Raw genomic sequence first — 24,041 nt, forward strand, 5'->3', positions numbered from 1 at the left:
GATGAAAAATATATTCAAAATATTTACCGTGACCTGCATTTTGGGTGCATTGGTAATTATATCATGTAAAAAAGGACTGAAGGACGAAACCTTTTCGGTATACGATGCCAGCAAGTTAACCAACCCCGAAAACGGTAACCAGGCTGTTGTTGGCGCTTACGCGGCGCTTAAGGATAATGGCGGTTACGGTTACTACGCCGGCTTTTTATATTGGTTGTATGAATACCCGGTTGATGTGGTAACCACCACCATTACCTCAAGACAAGGCGTGCAGCTGGATCAGCTTACTTACGATGCTTCAAACTCGGTTATCAACGATGTTTGGGTAAGTATATTTAAAATGATATCGCGCACTAATGAAGCCGAAGAATTGATAAACGGTATCGATTACGCTTCAAAGGGGTCGACAGATAAAATAAAGCTGCAAAATTTAGGCGAAGTACGTTTTTTACGTGCCCTGGCTTATTATGATGCTACTTCGCTATGGGGCGATGTGCCGTTGATCCTGAAATCATCATCGCACTTTACCGCCGAAGATCAAAACCCTAAACTGGCCAAACAAGCCGATGTGGAAGCAGCCATGATAACCGATTTGGAATACGCCGCTGCAAACCTGCCCGACTCCTATGCAGGCAATGAAGTCGCCCGCGCTACCAACGGTGCTGCCAAAGCTTTGCTTACCCGCTTATACATGCGCCAGGGACAATGGCAAAAAGCGGCCGATATGGCCACTCAGGTAATGGGCAAAGGTTATGACCTGCGCACCAAGGCCGAAGGTGGTTTGGCATCGATGTTTAATACCGATAACCGCAGCGATAACGAATTTATATTTGTGTTGAAATCATCGAACGAGGCAGGTGCCTATGGTATTAATTCAAACAGCTTTGGTATCAACTCAACCCCATGGGATTTAAACAGGGGATACGGTAATTTCCCGTTGCATTTGGAGTTTTACGCGCAATTTGACAAAACCGACGACCGCCGTAACACCCTGCTAACTGGCAGCTACAAAACGCTGTACGGCCAGATTGTAGATGTACCTAAAGAATACGGTGGTCTTGGTGGCTCGGCACCCGATACTATTTTGGCCAAATATGTTTACAATTTAAAATATCCGGCAGTAAACAACTATAACTACGCGGGCTTTAACAACGTTACCATTTTACGTTATGCCGATGTGTTGATGATGCGTGCTGAAGCATTGAATGAGCTTAACGGCCCGAATGCTGAAAGCATCAATTTAATTAACCAGGTACGTAACCGCAGCAGCCTGGGTAGTCTGTATGTAGCCAGCTACACCAAAGAAACCCTGCGTAATGCCATATTTGACGAGCGCAACAAGGAGTTTTTTATGGAAGGCCGTCGTAGGGAAGATTTGATCCGTTGGGGTAAAAGCGCTTCAAATGGTGCTACGCCGCTGTTGAAATTTAAACAAAAGGTAGTTCCTTTGTTAAGGGACCAAACTACTTATTCGGATGCGGTTAACTACCAGTTTTATCCTTATCCGCAAAACGAGATCCAGAGCAACACCTCGTTAACGCCGGCTATTAACGCGGGGCGTGTAAAATAATATCATCATGCAGTGGCCCGTACCCTGGGGGTCACTGCATTTTTAAACTAATAAATGCATAAAATTTACAAAATTGTACTTGGTTGTGTAGCGGCACTTATTTTGCTGACGTTTTTTTTGTTAAAGAACGATACTATCAGCAGCTACATATACCCCGTAAAAATTAAAGATATTCAGCTGATAAACCTGCCCGATAACAGGCTTAGGCTAAAAGTAAGGGTAACGGCCAACAAAAAATGTTCGATGTATTTAAAGTACTGGACACGCGGCAGCAAGGATACCCTGTACTCCGATTTAAGCACCGATAGCGTAACTCATACGCTTAACGTAATGTGCACCATTGCCAAAACCGATTATACTTTTGTGGTAATGGCCGGCAATGGCGTTGATACCACCAGTAGCCGCCCACATAATTTTTCGACCAAATCTATTTACCAGGCTACGCCATATTTTGATATGCAAAGCGTTGATACCGCTATTGAAAAAGATATGAAGCGAAAATACTTTTTAACGCAGATATTGACGCAGCCCGGTTCAATGGTGATCATTAACTACAAAGGCGATATTGTTTGGTACCAGCCCTTTAAAAAGGGCGTAAAAGTTACCAACTGGACACCTCACCATACCATTTTAGCTATTGTAGGCGCCGAAAAGATCCCCTCATCGGGCGGTGATGAATTGGTGGAGACCAACCTGGCCGGTAAAGAAGTTTTACACTGGAAGGTAGGCAAGGGGGAAATGGACAAAATGATCCACCACGAGGTGCGATATGACGACAGTAGCAATATTTACGCGCTTACTTTTGATAAACGTGTTTGGGATTTAACCAAAGCAGGCGGTGCCCTTAAGGATACGGTGCATGCGGATGGTATTGTGGTTTATAGCAAAAGAGGGCATAAGCTATGGGAATGGTCGGTACTTGACCATCTCGATCCTCTGAAAGATCCCTTGATACTGAAGCATAAAAAGGATTGGGTGCACGCCAATTCTTTGTTTAAGGATGAAGATGGTAATTTTATCATATCATACCGCGACCTGAACCAGGTTTGGAAGGTTGAATACAAAACAGGTAAAGTGCTCTGGAAATTTGGCGAAGGCGGAGATTTCCCTTTGCAAAAAAATGAATACTTTGCATCGCAGCATGCCGTACACCGCAAGGCCGATGGCGAACTCATGTTGCTGGATAACGGGACCAAAACAGGTATTACCCGGGCCATGTCATTTATAATGGACGAGGCCAAAAAGACAGTTAAATCAACTTTGATAGTACCCTTGCCGCATGATTATTATTCGACCGCAAAAGGCGACACGCACATGATGCTGGGTGATAAAATCCTGTTTTGCTTAACAGATCCCCGTGCATTCCTGGTAACAGATAAAGCCGGCAAAATACTTTGGGAGATAAAAGTAGGTGGCGACCCTTACCGGCTGGAAGAAGCCCCTGGGTTTTTAATGCCCAAACCCCTGATGAAATGAAAAACTTGGCGGAAATAAATATAGAAAAGAAAAACACCATAGTAGTTAATCTGCGTTACCTGTTTTTAACTTTTTTTAAAATAGGCATGGTCTCTTTTGGTGGCCACATGGCTTTGATATCCGTTATTCAGCGCGAAATGGTGGATAAGGATAAAACCGTTGATGCCGATGTAATAATTGATGGCATCAGCATAGCCAGCCTACTGCCCGGGCCTGTGGCTGTAAATGTGGTTGCTTATGTTGGGCATCACCTGCAAGGCAAAAAGGGTGCGGCTATAAGTATGCTGGGCATTTTGTTTCCTGCCTGCACCTTAATGTTTGTAATATCCTGGTGTTATTTCAATTTCGCGTATAAAATTCACCTGGCCTATATTATGCTGTACACTGCCGGCGCGGTGAGTGCCATTATATTATCAACAGGGGCAAACATCTACAAAAAAGAGATCCACGGTAAGGTCATTAAAACAGCCATCTGTTTGGTGGCAGCGATAATAACAGTATTTGCCAAAGGTTATTTTGTGACATTGGGTTTAATGACCACCGGGGGGATATTAGGCTATTTTTTAAATCCGGATAACAAAAGTAAATTAATCGTTGTTGATGGCGCATCGCCAGCGGGCGGTTTTAACCTAAGCTGGTTAAACAGGGGCTTGCTTGCCGTTTTAGGGATAATTGAGATAGGCTTTTTTACCAACGTGGCGACCTTACTCAATAACATTTATTTAAAGCTTGTGCTCGTTTTCGCTGGCATTAGCTTATCGTTGTTTGGTGGTGGGTATGTGATTGTACCGATAATGCAATCGTTAATTGTAGGCGATTTAAAATGGCTCAGCAACCAGCAGTTTGTTGATAGCATCACCTTTAGCCAGGTAACGCCGGGGCCTATTTTAATAAGCGCTTTGTTTGTGGGCTACAAACTTGCCGGTTTTTTGGGCGGACTTATAGCCATAGCCGCCATATTTGTACCATCGGCAACTTTGATGCTTATTGTATCTAATATATTTAAGCGCAATAAGCAGCACCACACCATGCAGTGTATCCTGGCGGGTATTAAGCCTGTTGTTGTAGGGATGATCATTGCATCGGCAATAATTTTATTGCGGTCGCTGGCGTTGGATAAGGCAATTATAGCGGTCACTATAGTGGCATTTGTTTTAAGTTTCAGGTTTAAGGTAAGCCCGGTTTATTTAATATTGGGCACCATATTTTTAGGTTTTATATTTAGTTGAGCATGAAGGCAGCAGGAATACAAATTATAGGCACACAAAGGTCTGGATCGAATTTATTGAGGGTGATATTGGACCAGTCGCCGGAGATAGCGTCGCCGCATCCGCCGCATATATTGGTGACCTTTGTGCCCTTGTTGAATATCTACGGGCCGCTTGATATCGATAGCAACTACAGAAAACTGGTTGATGACGTTGTGGAATATGTAAATGTAAACCCCGTGCCCTGGGAAGGCGTAGTGCTTAATGCCGATGAAATTTACGGGCAATTGGAAACTAACTCCCTGTTTGAACTGAATAGGCTCATTTATGAAAAGGCCGCCGAAAGTAAACAAGCCAAATATTGGTGCTGTAAAAGCATGAACAACGTATACTTTGCCGATGACCTGGAAGCCCAAAAAGATAAACTGAAATATATTTACCTGTACCGAGATGGAAGGGATGTGGCCCTGTCGTTCCAGAAGGCGGTTGTTGGTGATAAGCATATTTACCACATAGCCAAACAATGGAAAAAGGACCAGGACGCCTGCCTTGCCCTTGCTAAACAGGTACCTGCCGACAGGTTTTTCTCCCTCAATTACGAAAACCTGATCAGTAAACCCGAGGAAACAGTACGCAAGCTATGCGCCTTTTTAGATATTGCTTACACCGATAGCATGCTGCAATATTATACCTCCAACACCTCTAAAATAACCGCAGCATCCGGCGAAATGTGGAGCAACCTGAACAAACCAATCATGACCAATAACTCCAACAAGTTTTTAAAAGAATTTAAGCCCGATGAACTGGAAATATTTGAATTGGTGGCCGGCGATACTTTGACAGCGCTTGGTTATAAACTATATGCGCCGGAATTGAAGGCCGAACTCCTTTCGCGTCGATTATTGGAAGAATACACTATAGCAAACGGCGAAAAGAAAAAAGAAGTGGTAAAGAACACACGCCCGTCTGATCTTGATAAAAGATCGGCACAGGAAACTATGATAAAACGAATCAAAGAAAATAGCGGGCTTAAGTCTCTTTGAGAAATGTACCCAATCCATAAATTGCATTGAGGGCCTCAATAAAAAGGGGATTATAAAATAAACTGTCATAAGAGGAGAGGCGTTCCTCGCTCTTAAGCAATTCAAATATAACACCAGGTTTCACGACATCAGTTATCGCTTGCCTGTCATGATGTTTGAAATTGCAACGTCACTCATTATAATTTTAGCTCACAAGCTAATTGAAATTGGCATAACTTTCAAAGCTTTCAATTTTATCGGAATGTTGTTTTATTAAAGCTTTAAGGCTTACTTGCATAAAATATATCGTTATATCCTTCTCCAGGCTTCTCTATAACGACTTCGCCTCAACTCGCTTTCTTGTGAGTTGTTAACTGTCTATGAAATAAACTAAGAATTTTACCCTTTTTGATGATGGGTAAGTTGATTGATCAAATCGCATTTGTCAACATTAAAATCAATCTTTTTAAGTGTTCGGTTGTTCGATGGCTTATTTTGATGATGATATTATTAACGTAAAATATCATCGTTTCGGCGTCATTTAGTGTCATTCAGCTTCAAATAAATTTTACCTATTGCGCGCCCCATTAAGCAAAAAACGCCGATCTCTTATATGAAATCAGCGTTTTTAGTAGCCCGTAGGGGAATCGAACCCCTGTTTCTAGAATGAAAATCTAACGTCCTAACCCCTAGACGAACGGGCCTTTTTTTATTTTTATTTCCCTTATTTTGGGAATGCAAAGATATAGCTTAATTGATAAATTAAAAATAAATTTTAAACTTTTTTTATTTGGTGCTGATTATGAATGCTATATATTTAATTAACAAACAAAATAAGTCAATTGCATTGTAAATCTGCACGGGTTAAGGCTATCTTTATCGTAAAATCTATTCATATTATGAAAGCCACCTGGAACGACCAGGTCATTGCCGAAAGCAATGACACTATTGTTGTCGAAAATAATCATTATTTCCCTATTGAAAGTGTAAAAGGCGAATACCTGGAAACTACCGATACACATACAACCTGCCCTTGGAAAGGCCTTGCATCTTATTACACACTCAACGTTGATGGGAAAAAAAACCAGGACGCCGCATGGTATTATCCGCAGCCAAAAGATGCCGCGGCAAACATTACCAACTATGTAGCGTTTTGGAAAGGTGTTAAAGTAACTCCATAAGGATGAAAAAGTTTGATGCCATTGTTATAGGTGCCGGCCAGGCGGGGGCTCCGCTTGCCAAAAAGCTGGCACTGGCCGGATTAAAAACGGTGATTATTGAAAAACGTTTTTATGGCGGCACCTGTGTTAACGATGGCTGTACCCCAACCAAAACCTGGGTGGCATCGGCTAAGGCAGCTTATATGGCCGGCAAAAGTGCCGATTTGGGTGTACCGGTAAAGAAATTTGCCGTAAACATGCCCGGCATAAAAAAGCGCAAAGACGATATCGTAATGCAATCGCGCATTGGAGGGCAGCATGCGGCCGAAAAGATAAAAGGGCTTGATGTTGTTTTTGGCGAGGCAACATTTACCGGCGATAAAACCATTTCGGTGAAACTTAAAAATGGCAAAAAGCAAAATATCCAGGCCGATCAGATATTTTTAAATGTAGGCGCCAGACCGTTTATTCCCGAAATTGAAGGGTTGGCCGAAATCAAATATCTTACGTCAACAACCATCCTTGACCTGGATTATGTGCCGGAGCATTTATTGGTGCTTGGTGGTAATTATATCGGCCTGGAGTTTGGCCAGATGTTTCGCCGGTTTGGCAGCATGGTTACCATTTTAGAGAAATCAGGCAGAATAGTTTCGCGCGAGGACGAAGACGTATCTGCCGAAATGCAAAAGATACTGGAGGCCGAAAAGATTAATGTAATCACCAATGCGCATGCTACAAAATTTAAGCAGAAAACCGGCGGTAAAATAACCGTTACTGTAACCAGCAATGGAGAAGAAAAAAAGATAAGATGCAGCCACGTATTGGTAGCAGTTGGCCGTACACCGCAAACTGAAACGCTTGGATTGGATAAGGCTGGGGTAGAAACGGATGAAAAAGGCAACATCAAAGTAAACAGCAAACTGGAAACAAATGTACAAGGCATTTACGCCCTTGGCGATGTAAAAGGCGGGCCTGCTTTTACGCACATTTCGTATAACGATTATACCATAGTTTATCGCAACCTTATCGAAAAGCAAAACCTGAGCATTACCGACAGGTTGGTGCCTTATTGTATGTTTACCGATCCGCAACTTGGGCGGGTAGGGATTGACGAGGCTGAAGCCAGGAAACAAGGATTGACCTATAAAGTAGCCAAACTGCCTATGGCACATGTGGCCCGCGCCATTGAAACCGGCGATACCCGTGGTTTTATGAAGGCTATAGTTGATGTTGAAACCAGGAAGATATTAGGGGCAACGGTTTTAGGGCCCGAAGGCGGCGAAATTATGACCGTGCTGCAAATGGCTATGGAGGGTGGAATTACCTACGACACGATTCGCTATTTTATTTTTGCCCACCCCTTATATGCAGAATCATTAAATAACTTATTCCTGGGACTTGAAGATTAGTTTTACCGCATGATTAAAGTTGACGGCATAAGCAAACAGTTTGGGAAGGTTAAAGCCGTTGATGACATCTCGTTTGAGGTGCAGCCCGGGGAAAATTTGATTTTGCTGGGTACCAGCGGCTGCGGGAAAACTACAACGCTTAAAATGATTAACCGGTTAATTGATCCTACCGGCGGCAGCATATACATTAACAATCAAAATATATTTGAGCAGCAGCCCGAAGTTTTAAGGCGCGGCATTGGCTACGTGTTGCAAAACAATGGCTTGTTTCCGCACAATACCGTGGCCGAAAATATTGCCATAGTGCCGCAGCTACTAAAATGGGATAAGAAGAAAACGGAAAACAGGACTGTAGAATTGATGGAGAAATTACACCTGGACAAACGTTATCTGCATGTTTATCCCAACGAGTTAAGTGGTGGCCAACAACAGCGTGTGGGGCTGGCCAGGGCCCTGGTGTCAGATCCTCCGGTTTTGCTGATGGATGAGCCCTTTGGCGCGCTGGACAATGTTACCCGGTCAACCATTCATAAAGAATTTAAAGCCCTTGATGAATTGAAGCGTAAAACCATCATCATGGTTACACATGACGTGCAGGAGGCTTTTGAACTTGGCGACACGATTTGCCTGATGGATAAAGGCAAAATTGTTCAATCGGGCACACCTGCCGAGTTACTATTTAGTCCGGCAAATGAATTTGTAGAGAGTTTTCTGAAAGATCAACGCCTGCAGCTGGAGTTCAGGGCCGTGCGTTTAAGTAATATTTGGGATTTGCTACCCAGTTCGCACAAAAAGGCAGATGGTTTGTCATTAGCCGCTAATATTGATGTGTGGTCGGCGCTCGAGGGGTTTAAGTTTAATGATCACGAAACCATTAGCATAAGTAACGGTACCAGCGAGCATAAACATATAAGCTTTGAGCAGTTGATGGCCGCCTTTTATCAGTATAAAAACAACCAGGGGCATGAATGAGCATCAGCAAACCTTATTTGAGTTTATGAGCCAGCAGGCCGATAAGCTTGCTGCGCAAACTCTGCAGCACATTGGCCTAACTTTCATCTCGCTTTTTATTGCCGTAATTATTAGTTTGCCATTGGGTATTTTTATTACCCGCAAAATAAAATTATCCGGCCCTGTGCTGGGCATAGCGGGGATATTGCAAACCATTCCAAGCATCGCCCTGTTGGGGTTTATGATTCCTGTGCTGGGTATTGGCGCCAAACCGGCTATTGTAGCCTTGTTGCTTTACGCGCTGCTGCCAATCATTCGTAATACCTATACGGGCATTACCGGGGTTGATGCCTCTGTAAAGGAGGCGGCCGTAGCCATGGGGATGAATAAGTGGCAGGTTTTGTTTAAAGTGGAGCTACCTCTTGCCATGCCCGTTATTTTGGCCGGAATCCGCACCGCTACGGTGATAAATGTAGGCGTGGCAACATTGGCTTCATATATTGCCGCGGGTGGCTTAGGCGAGTTTATTTTCGGCGGCATTTCGCTCAACAATACCAATATGATATTAGCGGGCGCTATACCGGCAGCCTTGCTGGCCATCGTATTTGATTTCCTGCTGTCGCGGCTGCAGAAACTCAATTTTAAAAAGATAAAGAAAAGCACTTACGCATTGCCGGTTTTGCTGGCGGTGCTATCATCGTTGTATTTTATTCCATCGGCTTACGGCGGTAAGCTTACAGCGGGTTTTACGCCCGAGTTTATGGGCAGGCAGGATGGCAACCTGGGGCTTCAAAGTAAATACGGCTTAAAAATCCACACCGTGGTTATCAGCGATGCGGTGATGTACAAGGCGGCGTTTGAAAAACAATTGGATGTAATTAGCGGCTACTCTACCGATGGCCGGTTAAAGGCTTATGACCTGGTAGTTTTAGATGATGATAAAAATATTTTTCCTCCGTATTATGCTGCCCCCATTGTGCGCGATGAATCCCTGAAAAAATATCCTGACCTGGAAAAGACATTAAACCTGCTTTCGGGCAAAATAAATGATTCCATTATGACGGAATTAAACTATCGTACCGACTATCTTCACCAAAGCCCCGAAAGGGTTGCGAGGGATTTCCTGGAGGCAAATAAACTGTATAAACCATCCCGCGAGGGGGCTGCCGGCATCATTCGTATAGGTTCAAAAATATTTGGCGAGCAATATATCCTGGCCAACATGTACAGCATGCTGATAAAGGGTTATACCAATTATGATGTGGCTACCAAAACCGGCCTGGGGGGTACAAAAATTTGTTTTGATGCCTTAACTAATGACCAGATAGACTTTTACCCGGAATACACAGGTACGGGCTTACTGGCCATTTTGCAGGCATCACCAAAAACGGTTGCCGAAGTATCAAAAAGTAAGGATAGCACTTATGATTATGTGCAGCAGGAGTTTGAAAAACGATACCAGGTAAAATGGCTCAAGCCTATTGGCTTTAATAATGCCTACGCATTAATGATGCGCAGGCAGCAAGCAAAAGGGTTAAATATTAAAACAATTTCAAACCTTAAACGATATTTGAATAGGAAGTAATTAGATGGATTTAGCTGATTGTTATAAAAAAGTCAGGCTGCGAACGGAGCAGATTTGCAGCCCGCTGCAAACTGAAGATTACGTGGTGCAGCCTGTGGTTGATGTTAGTCCGCCTAAATGGCATATCGGGCACGTTACCTGGTTTTTTGAAACCTTTATCCTGAAGCCGTATTTCATGGGCTACCAGGAATTTAACCCAAACTACAATTACGTTTTCAATAGCTACTATGAAACGGTAGGCAACCGCGTTATTCGTACCGACAGGGGTAATTTAAGCCGCCCTACAGTTGCCGATATTTACCGGTACCGGGCATACGTAGATGAAGCCATGGCCAAATTTCTGTGCCAGGAACCATCCGCAGAAGTGAAGGAATTGCTCGTCCTCGGTTTCAACCACGAGGAACAGCACCAGGAGCTTTTATTAACAGATATTAAATACATCTTGGGCCATAACCCATTGTTTCCGGCTTATGACGATAGTTATGTATCGCCCAAAATCTCAACGGCTGAAAGCGCCGGTTTTATTAAAATGGATGAAGGGGTTTATGAGATAGGCTACAATGGCGAAGGCTTTTGTTTTGACAATGAGCTAAACCGGCATAAGGTTTATTTAAATGCATACGAAATTAGCCCCAATTTGGTAACTAATGCCGAATACCTGGATTTTATTGGCAGCGGCGGATATCACGATTTTCGCCACTGGCATGCCGAGGGTTGGGATTGGGTGAATACCCATAAGGTTGAAGCTCCGCTTTACTGGCACCTGATTGACGGCGAATGGCACAATTATACTTACCATGGCTTACAACCACTTAGCTTAACGGGCCCGGTTTGTCATATCAGCTATTTTGAAGCGTATGCTTACGCCTCGTGGAAAGGACTAAGGCTGCCTACAGAATTTGAGTGGGAGGCCGCGGCAACAAAATTTAGCTGGGGCAAAAGTTGGGAGTGGACAGAAAGCGCATACCTCCCCTATCCAGGATTTGCAAAGGCGCCGGGGGCAATTGGCGAGTATAACGGCAAGTTTATGGTAAACCAAAAAGTATTGCGTGGCGCATCAGAAGCAACATCGCCGGGCCACAGCAGGATAACTTACCGCAATTTTTTTCAAACACATTTACGTTGGCAGTTTACCGGCATCAGGCTTGCAAGGTAACCGCACAAAACAGGAAGATATGGACTCAACCTTTGCACAAACAAATTTAACGGCGGCATCAAACCCAAAAACAAATTCGTTTTATAATGATGTTATAACCGGCTTGCGCGGAACACCCAAGCGTTTAAATTCAAAGTATTTTTATGATGCCAATGGCGATAAGCTTTTTCAGGAACTGATGAACTGCGAAGAGTATTATCCAACCAATTGCGAGATGGAAATATTTTCGGAAAAGACAGACGAGATTACCAGCGCCCTTATTGCCGATGGTGATGCTTTTGACCTGATTGAACTGGGCGCCGGCGACGCCACGAAATCAACCTACCTGCTGAAAGATTTGCTGGATAAAAAGGCAGAGTTTACTTACCTGCCTATTGATATATCGGATAATGTAATCTCGTACCTCAATATTACTTTGCCTGTTACTTTACCCGGCTTAAATATAAAAGGGCTTAACGGCGAGTATTTTGATATGCTTAAAAAGGCAGCTTCCATATCATCAAGACGAAAAGTGGTGCTTTTTTTAGGGTCGAACATTGGCAATATGCCCGTGCCCGAAGCTATTGAGTTTTGCAGGGAATTGCGCAATCACCTTTCTGAAGGGGATATGGTACTGATTGGGATGGACCTTAAAAAAGATCCTAAAGTGGTACTGGCCGCTTATAATGATAAAGATGGCATCACCAAAAGATTTAACCTTAACCTGCTGGAACGTATTAACCGCGAATTAGAGGGCAATTTTGATGTTGCCAAATTCGATCATTATCCAACCTACGATCCGGATTCAGGCGCCTGCAAAAGCTACCTTATAAGCCTGGAAGATCAACTGGTAACCATCGGCGGTAAAGAAACAATCTCTTTTCAAAAAGATGAATACATCTATATGGAGATTTCTCAGAAATTCACCATCATGCAAACAGATCAGATTGCTATTAACGCAGGCTTTGTGCCCTTGACCCAATTTTTTGACGGTAAAAAGTGGTTTGTGGATGCTATTTGGGTGGCAAATACCATATAAACACGATTTACAGGATTAGGCAGGATGGGCAGGATTCTGATTGTTCAATTGGTCTGAATCGAGATTCGTCGGATTTACCAGATTATACATGATTTCTGCAAATAAAAAAATCTGATAAATCTGCTTAATCCGAGTTCAGAAAAAAATCCTGTAAATCGTGTCAAAGTAATTTTGGGTTCAGTTCAGAATCTATCAGTTCGCCAATGGGTTTGCCCATAAGCCATTTGTGATGATCGTTTTTTTGCCACTCGTTTTTATAAGGTGTAATACGGGCACCATCGGCAATGTAAATTACGGTCATTACCTCGCGCATTTTACCGGAGTTGTTGCCTGGCGCATTGTGGATGGTAAAACCGCGGTGCCAGGTGGCATCGCCGGCTTTCATGGTTTGAGCCCTGCTAATCGGGAAGCCTTTCTCCTTTACATAATCATCAAATGCAGATTCCGACTCGTCAGATATTTCATGATTAAATACTGCACCGTTAGTATAAGAGTTTGATGCAAAGGTAAGCATGCCCATATCTACATCAATATCAACCAGTGGCATCCACATGGTTACCGTGTTGTTGGTATCTATAGGCCAGTAATATTGGTCCTGGTGCCATGGGGTCGGCCCTCCGCCGGCTTCTTTAAACAAGGCCTGGTCATGGTATAACCGTACATTTTCAACTCCCATCAGGTCGGCGGCAATTTTGGCCATCCGTTTGGCAAAAACAAAGCGTTTTACGTTGGCATCTACCTGCCATAAGTTCATAATCTGCAAAAATGCCTTGCCGTAGGTATCCCGGTCTTCCAGTTTGCGTTTTTCGGTATTGTATCGCTCAACAGCGTCAACAATAACCGGGCGGTAAGCTGCTGTTTCTTCTTTTGAGAGTATATTTTGAATTAAGGTATGCCCCTTTTCACGGAACTCCATAATGCTCTCTTCCGGTAATTTTATAAAATCATCCAGCGCTAACAGATCAGAAACCTTTGTATTCATATTTTTTTTAGTTTATATTCAAAGTAAGTTTAACTTTAGCTGACAAAAAATGAAATGAATGGTGTAATTATGGATTATTTTATCCATAAGCTAACTTTTTAATAAATTCTACGTTAAAATATGCAATGATAAAAGCCTCGTTCGAAGTTCTTCAGCCCTCCATTAGTCAATCGTTCCTTGTCAAAAAATTTGATAAGCTGGCATTTGACGCGCCGTACCATTTTCATCCTGAATATGAGTTAACTTGTATTTTAAAAGGAAGCGGCAAACGGTATGTGGGCAGTCATATGGAAGATTTTGTAACCGGCGATCTGGTGTTGCTTGGCCCCAATTTGCCCCACTGCTGGAAACTGGATATAACCACTGTGTTGCCCGAGGATGCAAGCGCCATTGTGATTCAGTTTAATGACGCGTTTTTGGGCGACGACTTTTTTAACAAATTTGAATTACTGCACATTAAAAAGCTTTTTCAGAAAAGCGGTTGCGGGATATCATTCCATTCAGAAACGCAGCAGGATGTAAAGCAAATGCTGCAAAGCCTGGTTGAAGAAAAAAGCAATTTCAGGGTATTGATAGGCTTGCTAGAGATATTGCAGCGCCTGGCATCATCTGACGAATATATTTTGCTTGATCAGCACCGCATTATAGCCGAGCGCTCAACAGCCGAGCAGGAACGCATTAATCCCGTATTTGCTTACCTGGTAGAAAATTTCAGAAAACAGGTATCATTAGATGCCGCAGCAAGTATTGCCAACATGACCACCAATGCTTTTTGCAAGTACTTTAAAAAAGTAACCCGCAAAACGTTTATGGAAACTATAATTGAGTACCGGCTTAATTATGCTATACAACAATTGGTACAAACCGATAAGCCGATATCAGAAATATCCTACGAAAGCGGTTTTGGCGATGTATCCCATTTTTATAAAATGTTTAAGGCCAAAATGAATTTAAGCCCGCTTAATTATCGTAAAAGGTTTATGCGTAACCTTGCCAGCAGCRCCAAAAAACTATCGGCCTAAAATCAGGTTACATTAATTATACCGCGTTTTATTGCGTATATAACCAGGCCCACCAGGTTTTTTGATCCCGTTTTTTCAAATAAACGCGCCCGGTAACCTTCAACAGTACGTACACTCAGAAAAATTTTATCGGCTATCTCCTGGTTGGAGTATTCCTGGCAAACCAGTTTTAGTACCTCAACCTCGCGTTCGTTTAAGTCGGCTTTGTTTGCGGCAATACTTTCGGAGTGATCGTTGCCTACCAGCTGCTTAATAAGGGTGATGGACAGGTGCTCGTTAAAATAGAAACCTTTGTTATGCACCGTTGATACAGCCTCGATAATTTCTTCCGGTTCGGCATTTTTTAGCAGGTAGCCAGATGCCCCGGCTTTCATCATATCAACAATATACTTGTCTTCGTTAAACATCGATAGCGCAAGTATTTTGATGGTTTTATGATGCTGATGTACCAAAGCCGCCGTTTGGATACCGTCCATTTCGGGCATTTTAATATCCATTAAAAGCACATCGGGAGTTTGGGTTGTTAATAAACCCATCAATTCTTTACCGTTTGAAGCTTCAAGTATTAAGTCAAAATCTTCACAATCTTCAAGGGTGGCTTTTAAACCGTTCCTGAAAATTTTATGATCATCTACTATACCTAATTTAATTGTACCCATTGATTAACAAATAGTTGGCTAAAGATAGATTAAAGATACAAAACTAAACTATTTTTAATTTAATAGTGGTAAGGCTGCCACTTAATGGCTTGCTATAAATGTTAATTTCGCCGTTGATGAGCTGTACCCGGCTCTCGAGGTTTTTAATACCAAAGCCTCTTTTTACTTCGGGAAGGTTAAAACCAACGCCATTGTCTTTAAATTCCATCACCATAAAATTGCCTTCGCGGTTAATGGAAAGGTGGATAACCGATGCATCGGAGTGTTTAATAGCGTTGCCAAAAAGCTCCTGTGCTATGCGGTAAAGCGTAAGCTCAATCTCTTGCGGGAAGCGCTGATCGGGCATGTTTTTGCTGAACTTTACCTTGATGTGGGTGGTTTGCTCCACCTTGCTTGCCAGGGCTTCAACAGCCACCAGCAGGCCATAATCGGTAAGTACAGGTGGCAAAACGTTGTGAATAATATTGCGTATCTCCTGTATGCATTCGTCGGTAAGCCTGCGGGTATCAGCCAGTAATGGCTGGGTGGTATCGGTGGTACAGTTTTTATCCAGCCGGTGCAGGTTAAGCTTTATAGCCGATAACACCTGGCCTACGCTATCGTGTAAATCTTCGGCCAGGCGTTTCCGTTCGCTTTCCTGGGTTTCAAAAACGGCAGCCATCAGGTCGCTTTGGCGCGCGTCATGCAAGGCCCGCAATTCAACCTGGTTTTTGATCATTTTACGCTGGTAAATAATCACGAAAAAAAATAAGCAGGTGATTAATACAACCACCACAAGGGTACCGATTATTAATATCGGAATTAAACCGTTTTCTGTAGTTGGCAAAGTAACCTTACTGATTTTTAATATTAAGCTCAAGTTGTTTTTTGTGGCTTGCAAAGTAATCCTATTGAGTATATAATGTTGGCAATAATATTGGTTATGCTGAATATAACATAATAGTCAGCCTTGTCTTTATCGGGTATCTGGCTAAAAAGCATAAATAGAAATATATTCACAGAGGAATAAACCAACACTCCTGCATTGACCCAAAATAAACCTTGTTTTTCTATTTGAATAAATTTTTGCGGATTTAGCAATTGGTAAAAATAGACTAAAGACAAAATAATCAGCAAAATACTGGATGCAGTATTTGATACTGATGGATAGTCAAAAATGTTCCTGGCGTTATAAAGCACTATCAGCATTACAATTGTCGAAAGAACTAATGTAATTTTCTTAAGTGCCGATTTTAAAAATAGGTTATAATATATGACCCCAAAAAACACAATACTTGTAGCTACGCTAATGTGAAGTAATGGTATTGTGTTTAGTGGGGTCTTGCTATTTTGACCCAAATTGTACGCTAACCACATAGTAAAATCAAAAGCTCCAGATATCAATAAGTATAGAGCTAATATTTTCATGAGCTTATCTAAATGCTTATAGTTATAAATAGCAGCAAGTAAGGGAAATACCGCTGATAAAACAGAAATATTACTTAATAGCAAACTTATAAGCATTGTAAGCGCGATTATAAATTAAGATTGGGTTAATACATTTTGAGGGCATCCTGCTGTGCCAGGGCATGGCATAGCTTGTTCGCCAACTAAATAGGTTGAGGAGGATGCCGCGGCTAACTTTAAAGATTTTAATTCGACATGACCAGATGGTGTTGATATTTTTCCGCTTTTCATATCCGGTAATTGATCCTCGCCGTCGGCTGTAACTCCAGTGATAATGAAATGTTTTTGACCTTTAACATTAGCAAAAACGGATAAAATAAAATTACTTACTGATACCCAGAACTTTTGCCATCCGCTAAGTTTTTCATCATTAGCATAGTAGATGCGTATGCCCATACAACCATCCTGTTGCAGGATATGGTTAAGGATTTTGTTACCGAAAAATTGTGAAACGGTATCATTAGGATGTCTGTGCCTGTGATTTCGTGTCCATTGAGCTGCAAGTTCAAGATCGATGGCGGCGCCTTCATCGCCGGTAATTGGGTTGGTGTCTCTTGTTGGTTTGGTTTCCATTGTTGATTTAGTATAGAGGGTTAGGAATTAGTTTGGCTAAAACTAAGATTAATAAGTTGTTATTTCAACAGGGCCACGGATTTTGGCGGTTGTCTCGTTATTTGACATGTTTTTGTAAGCTATTCATTTACAGCCAATAGCGAATTTATCTGTTTTTTACACCGGGTGGATATTACGTATTTCTACGCAGCAAAAACTGTAGTACTACGTGGGCATGATATGAACTTATGATAAAATTGAAATGGCAGCCAGGGGATTGGCGTTTAACAAATATTAACAACTTTATTACGGGATAAATATATTTATTATAATAAATATATTTTATATTGCATTTGTATTAATACAACAATAAGTAATTAATCAAATCTTAAACCATAAACCAATTAACATGAAAACAGAAATGTTGAGTACCGTACTTGACCCTACCACTGTAGGCGAATTCATTACCGAAAACCTTTACCAGGAACTTGCTCAAAACTTTAGGACTAAATTTCCATCAGAAACCCGTTTTGTAAACCTGTCTAAATCGGCCGTTGAAACCGTTCTTAGTGACAGCAACGTATCGGGCATTAAATTCATGAACGGCCTTACCGATGTAAATGACCCATCATCAAGGATTCTGGTGCTCATACCGGCCAATTACACCATGAACAACAGCCTGCCAAATGCAGTTATTAAAAAGGATGGCTTTATCACCAATACAGGCGAGGTGATTTCATTAGAAAAAACCTGGCAAGTGCTTTTTAACCACGTGCTTAACCTTAAGAAGCTGGATGCGGGCATGCATTACACAAAAATTAACCGCGGATCGTTTTTAGGCAGGAAATTATTGACGGCTCTTGCTGAAGAGGCAGTTAATGATAACTTAATCTATACTTTTGGATACAATATCGAGATGAATTATCCTTATAAAGCGCTGATTTATCCAGAAACTAATGCATTCTATATAGGTGATCAATCTTATCCTTGCCCTGGTTCATCAGGCTGTCCAACAACAGGAAAAGACCCTTGCGCCCTTACCCGTATTGCAACCAACTTTGCCGGCAAAGAAGCTGACGGCCAGCTAAATGTGCTGAGGGGTTTCAGGGATAAAATATTACAGGAAAAATTCAACGGCGCCGAGATTGAAAAGTATTATACGATATCTGCATCCCTGCTTGAGGCTATTGATAAAGAACAAAACAAGGCCGTTATATTTAAAGAGATTTATGACAAGTATATTCAAACATCAATAGCTTCCATAAACAATAACGATGAGGCAACTGCTTACAGCCTTTTCCAGGAGGCAATGCAACATTTGACGGACACCTATTTATATCAATAAGGAGTTTCCAGGTCGAAAAAAGCGCCTTCTCCTACGGAAAAGACGCTTTTTTCGTTTATTGAATTATCCTGTTTTAAATATCATCCCCCTCCGCGTATTTCTACGCAGCAAAAACTGTAGTAGTACGTTTTCAATCGCGTACAATCATAGGGCCTAAAACAGTAGTAGCAACGTTGATAAGGGCTTTTTTTAGTGAAACCTTTGACATAACAAAACAGCGGTGCTGTAAAAAGTTATGGAGCGTGCCGAAAATCCAATCAACGAGTAGGCGGGAAGAAAAAATCTAAAAACAAAAACCTATGAGCTTTACTATTAAAGGCAACCTACGCGGTTTGCTATGTTCTGATTGCGAGCTGCCGGTATCGGGCAACTCGGTAAAGGTTTACAAAACCTTTGATAGGGCCAACGAGACCCGCCTGGCCGTAGCCGATGCCAAACAAACGTTTCACCAGGTTACCGATGCCGAACTGAAAGAAAAAGAAAAACTATTTATAGCCGAAGGCAAACTCCAGGATAACGGCGATTTTGTGATTGAGATAGGCGACAAAAGCGGCTACGATGGCGGTACGCTTGATGTTGACTGGTACTGCGGCAATACCCCTATAAAAATTGGGCCACACCACGCTAAAGACCTTTCACTCCAATTTCATATCACTACCCTGCAACCGGCTTTCAAGCAAACCGATAGTGGGCAGGTTGCTTTTTTTGAATACAGGATAGACCCTAAATGGTTTTGCCGCATCCTTACCCTGTTAGATATCTGGGTAGTTTGCGGAATAGTAGCCGACTGCGAAACTAAAAAGCCATTATCAGGTGTTAAAGTATTTGCTTACGACGTGGACCTGATACAGGACGATACCTTGGGTAATGCCTATACAGATAGCAATGGCAAATTTACCATTGTATATCCGGGCGCCAATTTCAGGCAAACCCTGCTTTCGCCTTTTTTAAATGTAGAGTGGCCAGCCGGCCCGGACTATTATTTCAGGGTGGAATCTTCGTCGGGTGCTGTTTTATTGCAGGAAGACCGTACCCGCGGCCGCCAAACCGACAGGCACAACGCCCATAATTGTTTCTGCGTAAAACTTTGCATAAAAGATGGCGGCATTTATACCAGCGATGTGCCCTGGTTTACATCAGTAGGGGAATTTAATATCACATCAGATATTGATGCATCAGGCAAAACACTTTTTGCTAAAGCAGGCGTTACCGGCGCGGTGGGCGGTGTTGGTTATGGTTTCTTTGGTATTGTAAACCTCAAAGGTTACGCTACCAAAAAAGTACCCACAGCGCCATCAAGCGCGCTTTATTACCGCTTTAGGTATTCATTGGATAATGTAAACTTTAACGCGGTAACCAGCGCCCAAATGGATAGCAAGCTTAAAGTGGCTACCCGGCAAATTACCTGGAACGGTGCTGTAGCTTTCCAGGATGTAATTGTTGATACCATTTTGCCGGCATCACCACAGGATAGCATCCCTGCCGATAATTATCCTAACCCCATACTGCCGCATATCATAAACCCCGATGCCAATGGCTGGATAAGGGTTGACCAGCCTGCAATGGATAATGGCTTTTATGGTCCGCTTGTGCGCTTAAACACCAACTCCATCATTGGCGGAGGGAGTGCAAGCGCCGGTTTAAACCCGGGTGATGCTGTAGGTATGGCCGATCAAAAAAACGGCAAAATCTTATACCTGCAATTTCAAACTACAGACGACCCGGCCAACGCCGCATCGCCCAACCTGAAAACACAATCAATCATCGGAAAAATTTATGTAAACAACTGGGACGAGGTTAACCTGATTAAGCTGGAAGAGTTATACAGTAACGGGTTAAGCGGATGCTCGCCGGTTAAAACAACAGCCCATATTGATTATACTATTGATCATGAGTTATTAGCCAGCTGGGGTATCAGTGTATGGTCAAACGCCACAGGTTATGTTAGCGGTTTCCCATCCGGCAATGCCCCAAGAGGTGCGGCCTCGCAAATTGTGCTCAACAATCCACCTGCTGCATCATCAATTGTGATAAACCCGTTGTTTGAAAACTGGCCATCATGTGCATACATGCTTAAGTTAACCACTTATCGCAAACTGACTACCGGAGACGACAACGATCACGGAAAAGATAATCCCGTACTTTTTTGCAGATAGTAAGGTATTAAAGAATTGCCAAAGGGTATCGCTTAACCGGGATACCCTTTTTGTATTAAAACAACCTTAGGATATAAGAAAATTCATACACCAGGAACACGATAGCCAGCACGGTGTGAAATACTTTGTTATCCACTTTTATGGCCACCTTGCATAACTCAAAATGGATAGCGTTGCGGATAGGGCCTCCCACGGTATACCGGCTGTAGCAGGCCTGGCCTTTTATGTATATCTAACGGATAACAAAGCAGACAAGGATTTTTATAGTTGTCATTCCAATCCAAATACTTTTTTATTCTCCCTCAATAATTCTCCCTGATCGCTCGTTTGTACAATGTTTGCACAAACATCCACAACCCCGGGGTAATCGTTTTGGCTAAATCAAAAGCAGATTCGGCTAAATCCGTTGTGCCCTTGCAACCGACATTTGTTTCATCAAAAATTGCTAAACTTATGAAAGTATTTGTTACAGGGGCCACAGGCTTCGTCGGTTCTGCCATTGTACAGGAATTATTAGGTGCTGGTCACCAGGTTTTGGGCCTTGCCAGGTCAGAGGCGGCTGCAAGTAAACTGTCGGCGGCGGGCGCCACGGTGCATCATGGCGACCTGGAGGACCTGGATAGTTTGCGGAGCGGCGCAACAGCCGCCGACGGCGTTATCCACGCGGGTTTTATCCACGATTTTAGCAGGTTTAAAGAAGTATGCGAAGTAGACCGGCTGGCTATCGGGGCCATTGGCGAGGCGCTTGCAGGATCTGAAAAACCGCTCATCGTAACATCGGGCACCGCCCTTGTTAGTCCGGGCAGGCTGGCTACCGAGGATATCATACAGCAACCAAATCCCGCGTTTCCCCGGGCTTCGGAAGCAGCGGCAGATGCCGCCGCCGCACTGGGTGTAAAAACTTCAATAATCCGTTTGTCTCCATCCGTACATGGTGATGGCGATCTTCATGGCTTTGTCCCTATACTCATCAACATTGCCCGCCAAAAAGGTGTTTCTGCCTATGTAGGTGATGGCCTTAACCGCTGGAACGCGGTGCACCGGTTGGATGCCGTCCATTTGTACCGGCTGGCTTTAGAAAATGGCGGCAAAGGCAGCCGGTTTCATGCTGCTGCCGAAGAAGGGGTTACATTTAAGGCTATCGCCGAAGCTATCGCAAAGCAACTTAATATTCCGGCCGTGTCTGTATCTCCTGAAGAGGCTGTTGAATATTTCGGCTGGTTTGCAGGCTTTGCCGCTATTGATTGCCCGGCTTCAAGCAAACTTACACAGGACAGTTTGAACTGGCACCCGACACAACCTACATTACTTGCCGACCTGGAACAGGGCGTATACACCAATATATAAACCGAAATCATTATGAAAATTGTTGTTACCGGTTCATTAGGAAACATAGGTAAACCATTAACTCAAATATTAGTTGGCCAGGGGCACGCCGTAACTGTGGTAAGCAGCAACCCAAAAAAACAGCAGGATATTGAAGCTTTAGGCGCAAAAGCGGCTATTGGCTCCATTGCCGATGTTGAATTCCTGGCCCGGAATTTTACAGGGGCTGATGCTGTATACGGCATGATACCACTAAGTTTTACCGAACCAGACCTGGGTAGCTATTTACGCCGTATGGCACAAAATTACACACTGGCCCTGCAACGGGCTCCAATTAAGCGGGTGGTAGTCATGAGCGGCTGGGCGGCTGATTTGGTACAAGCAGAAAATGTTGAAGATGTTTTTGATGCGCTCACCGGTGTTTCCATCACCGTTATGCGGCCGGCCTCTTTTTACACCAACTTCTATCAATCGATGGACCTTATCCGGGGCAAAGGGCTCATGGGCAAATTCCTTACCTTGCGTTACTCCGGTTTGTGGGCTTTGCTAACCGGTAAAACCGGCCTGCTGATGGGGAACTACGGCGGGGATGACCGAACGATTTTTGTATCCCCCCTTGATATTGCCGACGCAGTGGCGGAAGAGTTACTGCTTCACCCCGAAAAGAAAACCATCCGCTACGTAGGCAGCGAGGAAATGACTTGTAACGAAGCCGCTCAAATCATCGGTACGTCGATAGGCAAACCCTGGCTTAAATGGGTATTGCTCACAGACAAGCAAATGCTGCAAGGGCTGAAGATGGCCCGGTTACCGCAAAAGCTGGCCGAAACGCTGGTAGAAATGCAGGCCGCAATGCATAGCGGCAAAACCTTACAAAATTTCCACCGTAGCCAGCCCAGGATGGGTAAAGTTAAACTGGCCGACTTTGCCAAAGAATTTGCCGCGGTGTATAACAAAAAATAAGTATATTGACATATGAGCAGCAATCAGCCTTTACGGTTCAAAACCATCACCGAATATCACCGGGCTGCGGGGCTACCCAAGCCAGAACACCCGCTAATCAGCCTGGTTTGGATGGATACCGTTACCCCGCCCATCACCGAAGGATCGTTCAGCCTCATCTTCGATTTTTACTCTATTTCGATGAAAAGGGTACACAATGCTAAATTCAAGTACGGCCAGCAGGCGAGTGATTTTGACGAAGGTGTATTGTTTTTTATGGCACCCGGCCAGGTTTTTGGTATTGAACTTGAAAAGAGCACGATGCATAGGCCCGAGGGCTGGATGATACTGATACACCCGGATTTTTTATGGAATACAACGCTGGCAAAAACCATCAGGCAGTACGAGTTTTTCAGCTATTATGTATTTGAGGCGCTGTACCTTTCTGATAAGGAAGAAAATATGCTTACAGGCATTGTACAAAACATTGAGCAGGAGTATCATGCCAATATCGACCGGTTTAGCCAAAATGTGATCATTGCGCAGCTGGAACTGTTGCTTACCTATGCAGAACGCTTTTACCAACGCCAGTTTATCACCCGCAAGATTGCCAGCCACGAGATACTAACGCGTTTAGAAGACCTGCTTTCTGCCTATTTCAACAGCGGCAGCCTTGCTAAACAAGGCTTACCCGGGGTGGCCTATATTGCCGAAAATTTAAATATTTCGCCCGGTTATCTCAGCGGGTTGCTAAAGTCGCTTACGGGCCAAAGCACGCAGCAACATCTTCACGACAAACTAATTGAACTCGCTAAGGAGAAGCTATCAACCACCAGCCTGTCTGTCAGCGAAATTGCTTACGAACTGGGTTTTGAGCACCTGCAATCTTTCAGCAAATTATTCAAAACAAAAACTAATTTATCGCCGCTGGAGTTTCGCCACTCTTTCAATTAAAACAATCGATGTTTTGGCAGATAGCGGGTCGATGTTACCAATCCTTGTTAATTTCTATTCAATACTGTTTTCCTACTAAATAAGTTACCTCATCTCCATGTA

At 43.2% G+C, this 24,041-nt stretch carries 21 protein-coding genes and 1 tRNA gene; 16 read left to right on the forward strand and 6 right to left on the reverse strand.

Annotated elements, in window-relative coordinates:
* The first annotated feature begins 1 nt into the window (after window position 1).
* Genes AC1DV1_RS14550 through AC1DV1_RS14565 form a run of 4 tightly spaced genes read left to right on the forward strand, consistent with a single transcriptional unit; the run spans window position 2 to window position 5,297 of the window.
* Window positions 2-1,570, forward strand: a complete 1,569-nt coding sequence (locus tag AC1DV1_RS14550; protein ID WP_477360356.1) for a RagB/SusD family nutrient uptake outer membrane protein — start codon at window positions 2-4, stop codon at window positions 1,568-1,570.
* Window positions 1,571-1,624: 54 nt separating this feature from the next.
* Complete coding sequence (locus AC1DV1_RS14555) at window positions 1,625-3,046, forward strand: aryl-sulfate sulfotransferase (protein WP_477360359.1); 1,422 nt, start codon at window positions 1,625-1,627, stop codon at window positions 3,044-3,046.
* On the forward strand, window positions 3,043-4,275 hold the full coding sequence (chrA, locus tag AC1DV1_RS14560; protein WP_477360361.1) for a chromate efflux transporter: 1,233 nt from the start codon (window positions 3,043-3,045) through the stop codon (window positions 4,273-4,275). Before AC1DV1_RS14555 ends, chrA begins: the two co-directional genes overlap by 4 nt.
* A gap of 2 nt (window positions 4,276-4,277) precedes the next feature.
* Entirely contained in the window at window positions 4,278-5,297 is a 1,020-nt protein-coding gene (locus AC1DV1_RS14565) for a sulfotransferase family protein (RefSeq protein ID WP_477360363.1), read from the forward strand.
* A 611-nt stretch (window positions 5,298-5,908) separates the two neighbouring features.
* On the opposite strand, the gene AC1DV1_RS14570 is transcribed toward AC1DV1_RS14565, so the two are convergent.
* A tRNA-Glu gene (locus AC1DV1_RS14570) sits at window positions 5,909-5,980 on the reverse strand.
* A 195-nt stretch (window positions 5,981-6,175) separates the two neighbouring features.
* Here AC1DV1_RS14570 and AC1DV1_RS14575 point away from each other — a divergent pair.
* Genes AC1DV1_RS14575 through AC1DV1_RS14600 form a run of 6 tightly spaced genes read left to right on the forward strand, consistent with a single transcriptional unit; the run spans window position 6,176 to window position 12,555 of the window.
* A complete protein-coding gene (locus AC1DV1_RS14575; protein ID WP_477360365.1) occupies window positions 6,176-6,457 on the forward strand; it encodes a DUF427 domain-containing protein in 282 nt (93 codons plus the stop codon).
* Window positions 6,458-6,459: 2 nt separating this feature from the next.
* Window positions 6,460-7,845, forward strand: a complete 1,386-nt coding sequence (locus tag AC1DV1_RS14580) for a mercuric reductase (RefSeq protein ID WP_477360367.1) — start codon at window positions 6,460-6,462, stop codon at window positions 7,843-7,845.
* 9 nt (window positions 7,846-7,854) lie between these two features.
* The gene (locus tag AC1DV1_RS14585) at window positions 7,855-8,817 is read left to right on the forward strand and encodes an ABC transporter ATP-binding protein (protein ID WP_477360369.1); all 963 of its coding nucleotides are present in this window, start codon (window positions 7,855-7,857) and stop codon (window positions 8,815-8,817) included.
* Window positions 8,810-10,381: an ABC transporter permease/substrate-binding protein gene (locus AC1DV1_RS14590; RefSeq protein ID WP_477360371.1), complete on the forward strand. Its 1,572-nt coding sequence runs from the start codon at window positions 8,810-8,812 to the stop codon at window positions 10,379-10,381. The genes AC1DV1_RS14585 and AC1DV1_RS14590 overlap by 8 nt, the downstream gene beginning before the upstream one ends.
* A 4-nt stretch (window positions 10,382-10,385) precedes the next feature.
* On the forward strand, window positions 10,386-11,537 hold the full coding sequence (gene egtB, locus AC1DV1_RS14595; RefSeq protein ID WP_477360373.1) for an ergothioneine biosynthesis protein EgtB: 1,152 nt from the start codon (window positions 10,386-10,388) through the stop codon (window positions 11,535-11,537).
* A 19-nt stretch (window positions 11,538-11,556) separates the two neighbouring features.
* Window positions 11,557-12,555 carry an L-histidine N(alpha)-methyltransferase gene (locus tag AC1DV1_RS14600; protein WP_477360375.1) on the forward strand — a complete coding sequence of 333 codons (999 nt, stop codon included), beginning with the start codon at window positions 11,557-11,559 and terminating at the stop codon, window positions 12,553-12,555.
* Between the two features lie 160 nt (window positions 12,556-12,715).
* Here the strand turns inward: AC1DV1_RS14600 and AC1DV1_RS14605 are convergent, their stop codons facing one another.
* On the reverse strand, window positions 12,716-13,537 hold the full coding sequence (locus AC1DV1_RS14605; RefSeq protein ID WP_477360377.1) for a phytanoyl-CoA dioxygenase family protein: 822 nt from the start codon (window positions 13,535-13,537) through the stop codon (window positions 12,716-12,718).
* A gap of 125 nt (window positions 13,538-13,662) precedes the next feature.
* Here AC1DV1_RS14605 and AC1DV1_RS14610 point away from each other — a divergent pair, with 125 nt between their 5' ends.
* The gene (locus tag AC1DV1_RS14610) at window positions 13,663-14,559 is read left to right on the forward strand and encodes an AraC family transcriptional regulator (protein WP_477360379.1); all 897 of its coding nucleotides are present in this window, start codon (window positions 13,663-13,665) and stop codon (window positions 14,557-14,559) included.
* Between the two features lie 2 nt (window positions 14,560-14,561).
* Here the strand turns inward: AC1DV1_RS14610 and AC1DV1_RS14615 are convergent, their stop codons facing one another.
* The 4 genes from AC1DV1_RS14615 to AC1DV1_RS14630 all read right to left on the reverse strand — a co-directional run bounded on the left by AC1DV1_RS14615 (window position 14,562) and on the right by AC1DV1_RS14630 (window position 17,237).
* The gene (locus AC1DV1_RS14615; protein WP_477360381.1) at window positions 14,562-15,218 is read right to left on the reverse strand and encodes a response regulator transcription factor; all 657 of its coding nucleotides are present in this window, start codon (window positions 15,216-15,218) and stop codon (window positions 14,562-14,564) included.
* Window positions 15,219-15,261: 43 nt separating this feature from the next.
* Complete coding sequence (locus AC1DV1_RS14620) at window positions 15,262-15,936, reverse strand: sensor histidine kinase (protein WP_477360383.1); 675 nt, start codon at window positions 15,934-15,936, stop codon at window positions 15,262-15,264.
* A 137-nt stretch (window positions 15,937-16,073) separates the two neighbouring features.
* Window positions 16,074-16,721: a hypothetical protein gene (locus AC1DV1_RS14625; RefSeq protein WP_477360385.1), complete on the reverse strand. Its 648-nt coding sequence runs from the start codon at window positions 16,719-16,721 to the stop codon at window positions 16,074-16,076.
* Window positions 16,722-16,739: 18 nt separating this feature from the next.
* The gene (locus tag AC1DV1_RS14630) at window positions 16,740-17,237 is read right to left on the reverse strand and encodes a hypothetical protein (RefSeq protein ID WP_477360387.1); all 498 of its coding nucleotides are present in this window, start codon (window positions 17,235-17,237) and stop codon (window positions 16,740-16,742) included.
* A 388-nt stretch (window positions 17,238-17,625) separates the two neighbouring features.
* Between AC1DV1_RS14630 and AC1DV1_RS14635 the strand changes: the two genes are divergently transcribed.
* The 5 genes from AC1DV1_RS14635 (at window position 17,626) to AC1DV1_RS14655 (ending at window position 23,939) form a co-directional block, all read left to right on the forward strand.
* A complete protein-coding gene (locus AC1DV1_RS14635; RefSeq protein WP_477360389.1) occupies window positions 17,626-18,561 on the forward strand; it encodes a hypothetical protein in 936 nt (311 codons plus the stop codon).
* Between the two features lie 299 nt (window positions 18,562-18,860).
* A complete protein-coding gene (locus AC1DV1_RS14640; RefSeq protein ID WP_477360391.1) occupies window positions 18,861-20,717 on the forward strand; it encodes a transthyretin-like family protein in 1,857 nt (618 codons plus the stop codon).
* A gap of 453 nt (window positions 20,718-21,170) precedes the next feature.
* Window positions 21,171-22,064 (forward strand): SDR family oxidoreductase, encoded by an 894-nt coding sequence (locus tag AC1DV1_RS14645; protein ID WP_477360393.1) that lies wholly within the window; start codon window positions 21,171-21,173, stop codon window positions 22,062-22,064.
* Window positions 22,065-22,076: 12 nt separating this feature from the next.
* Window positions 22,077-23,006, forward strand: coding sequence for an NAD(P)H-binding protein (locus tag AC1DV1_RS14650; protein ID WP_477360395.1), 930 nt, complete (start codon window positions 22,077-22,079; stop codon window positions 23,004-23,006).
* A gap of 12 nt (window positions 23,007-23,018) precedes the next feature.
* A complete protein-coding gene (locus AC1DV1_RS14655; protein WP_477360397.1) occupies window positions 23,019-23,939 on the forward strand; it encodes a helix-turn-helix domain-containing protein in 921 nt (306 codons plus the stop codon).
* Window positions 23,940-24,041: the final 102 nt, after the last annotated feature.

The sequence above is a fragment of the Mucilaginibacter sp. P4_D1 genome (genome assembly GCF_056401935.1).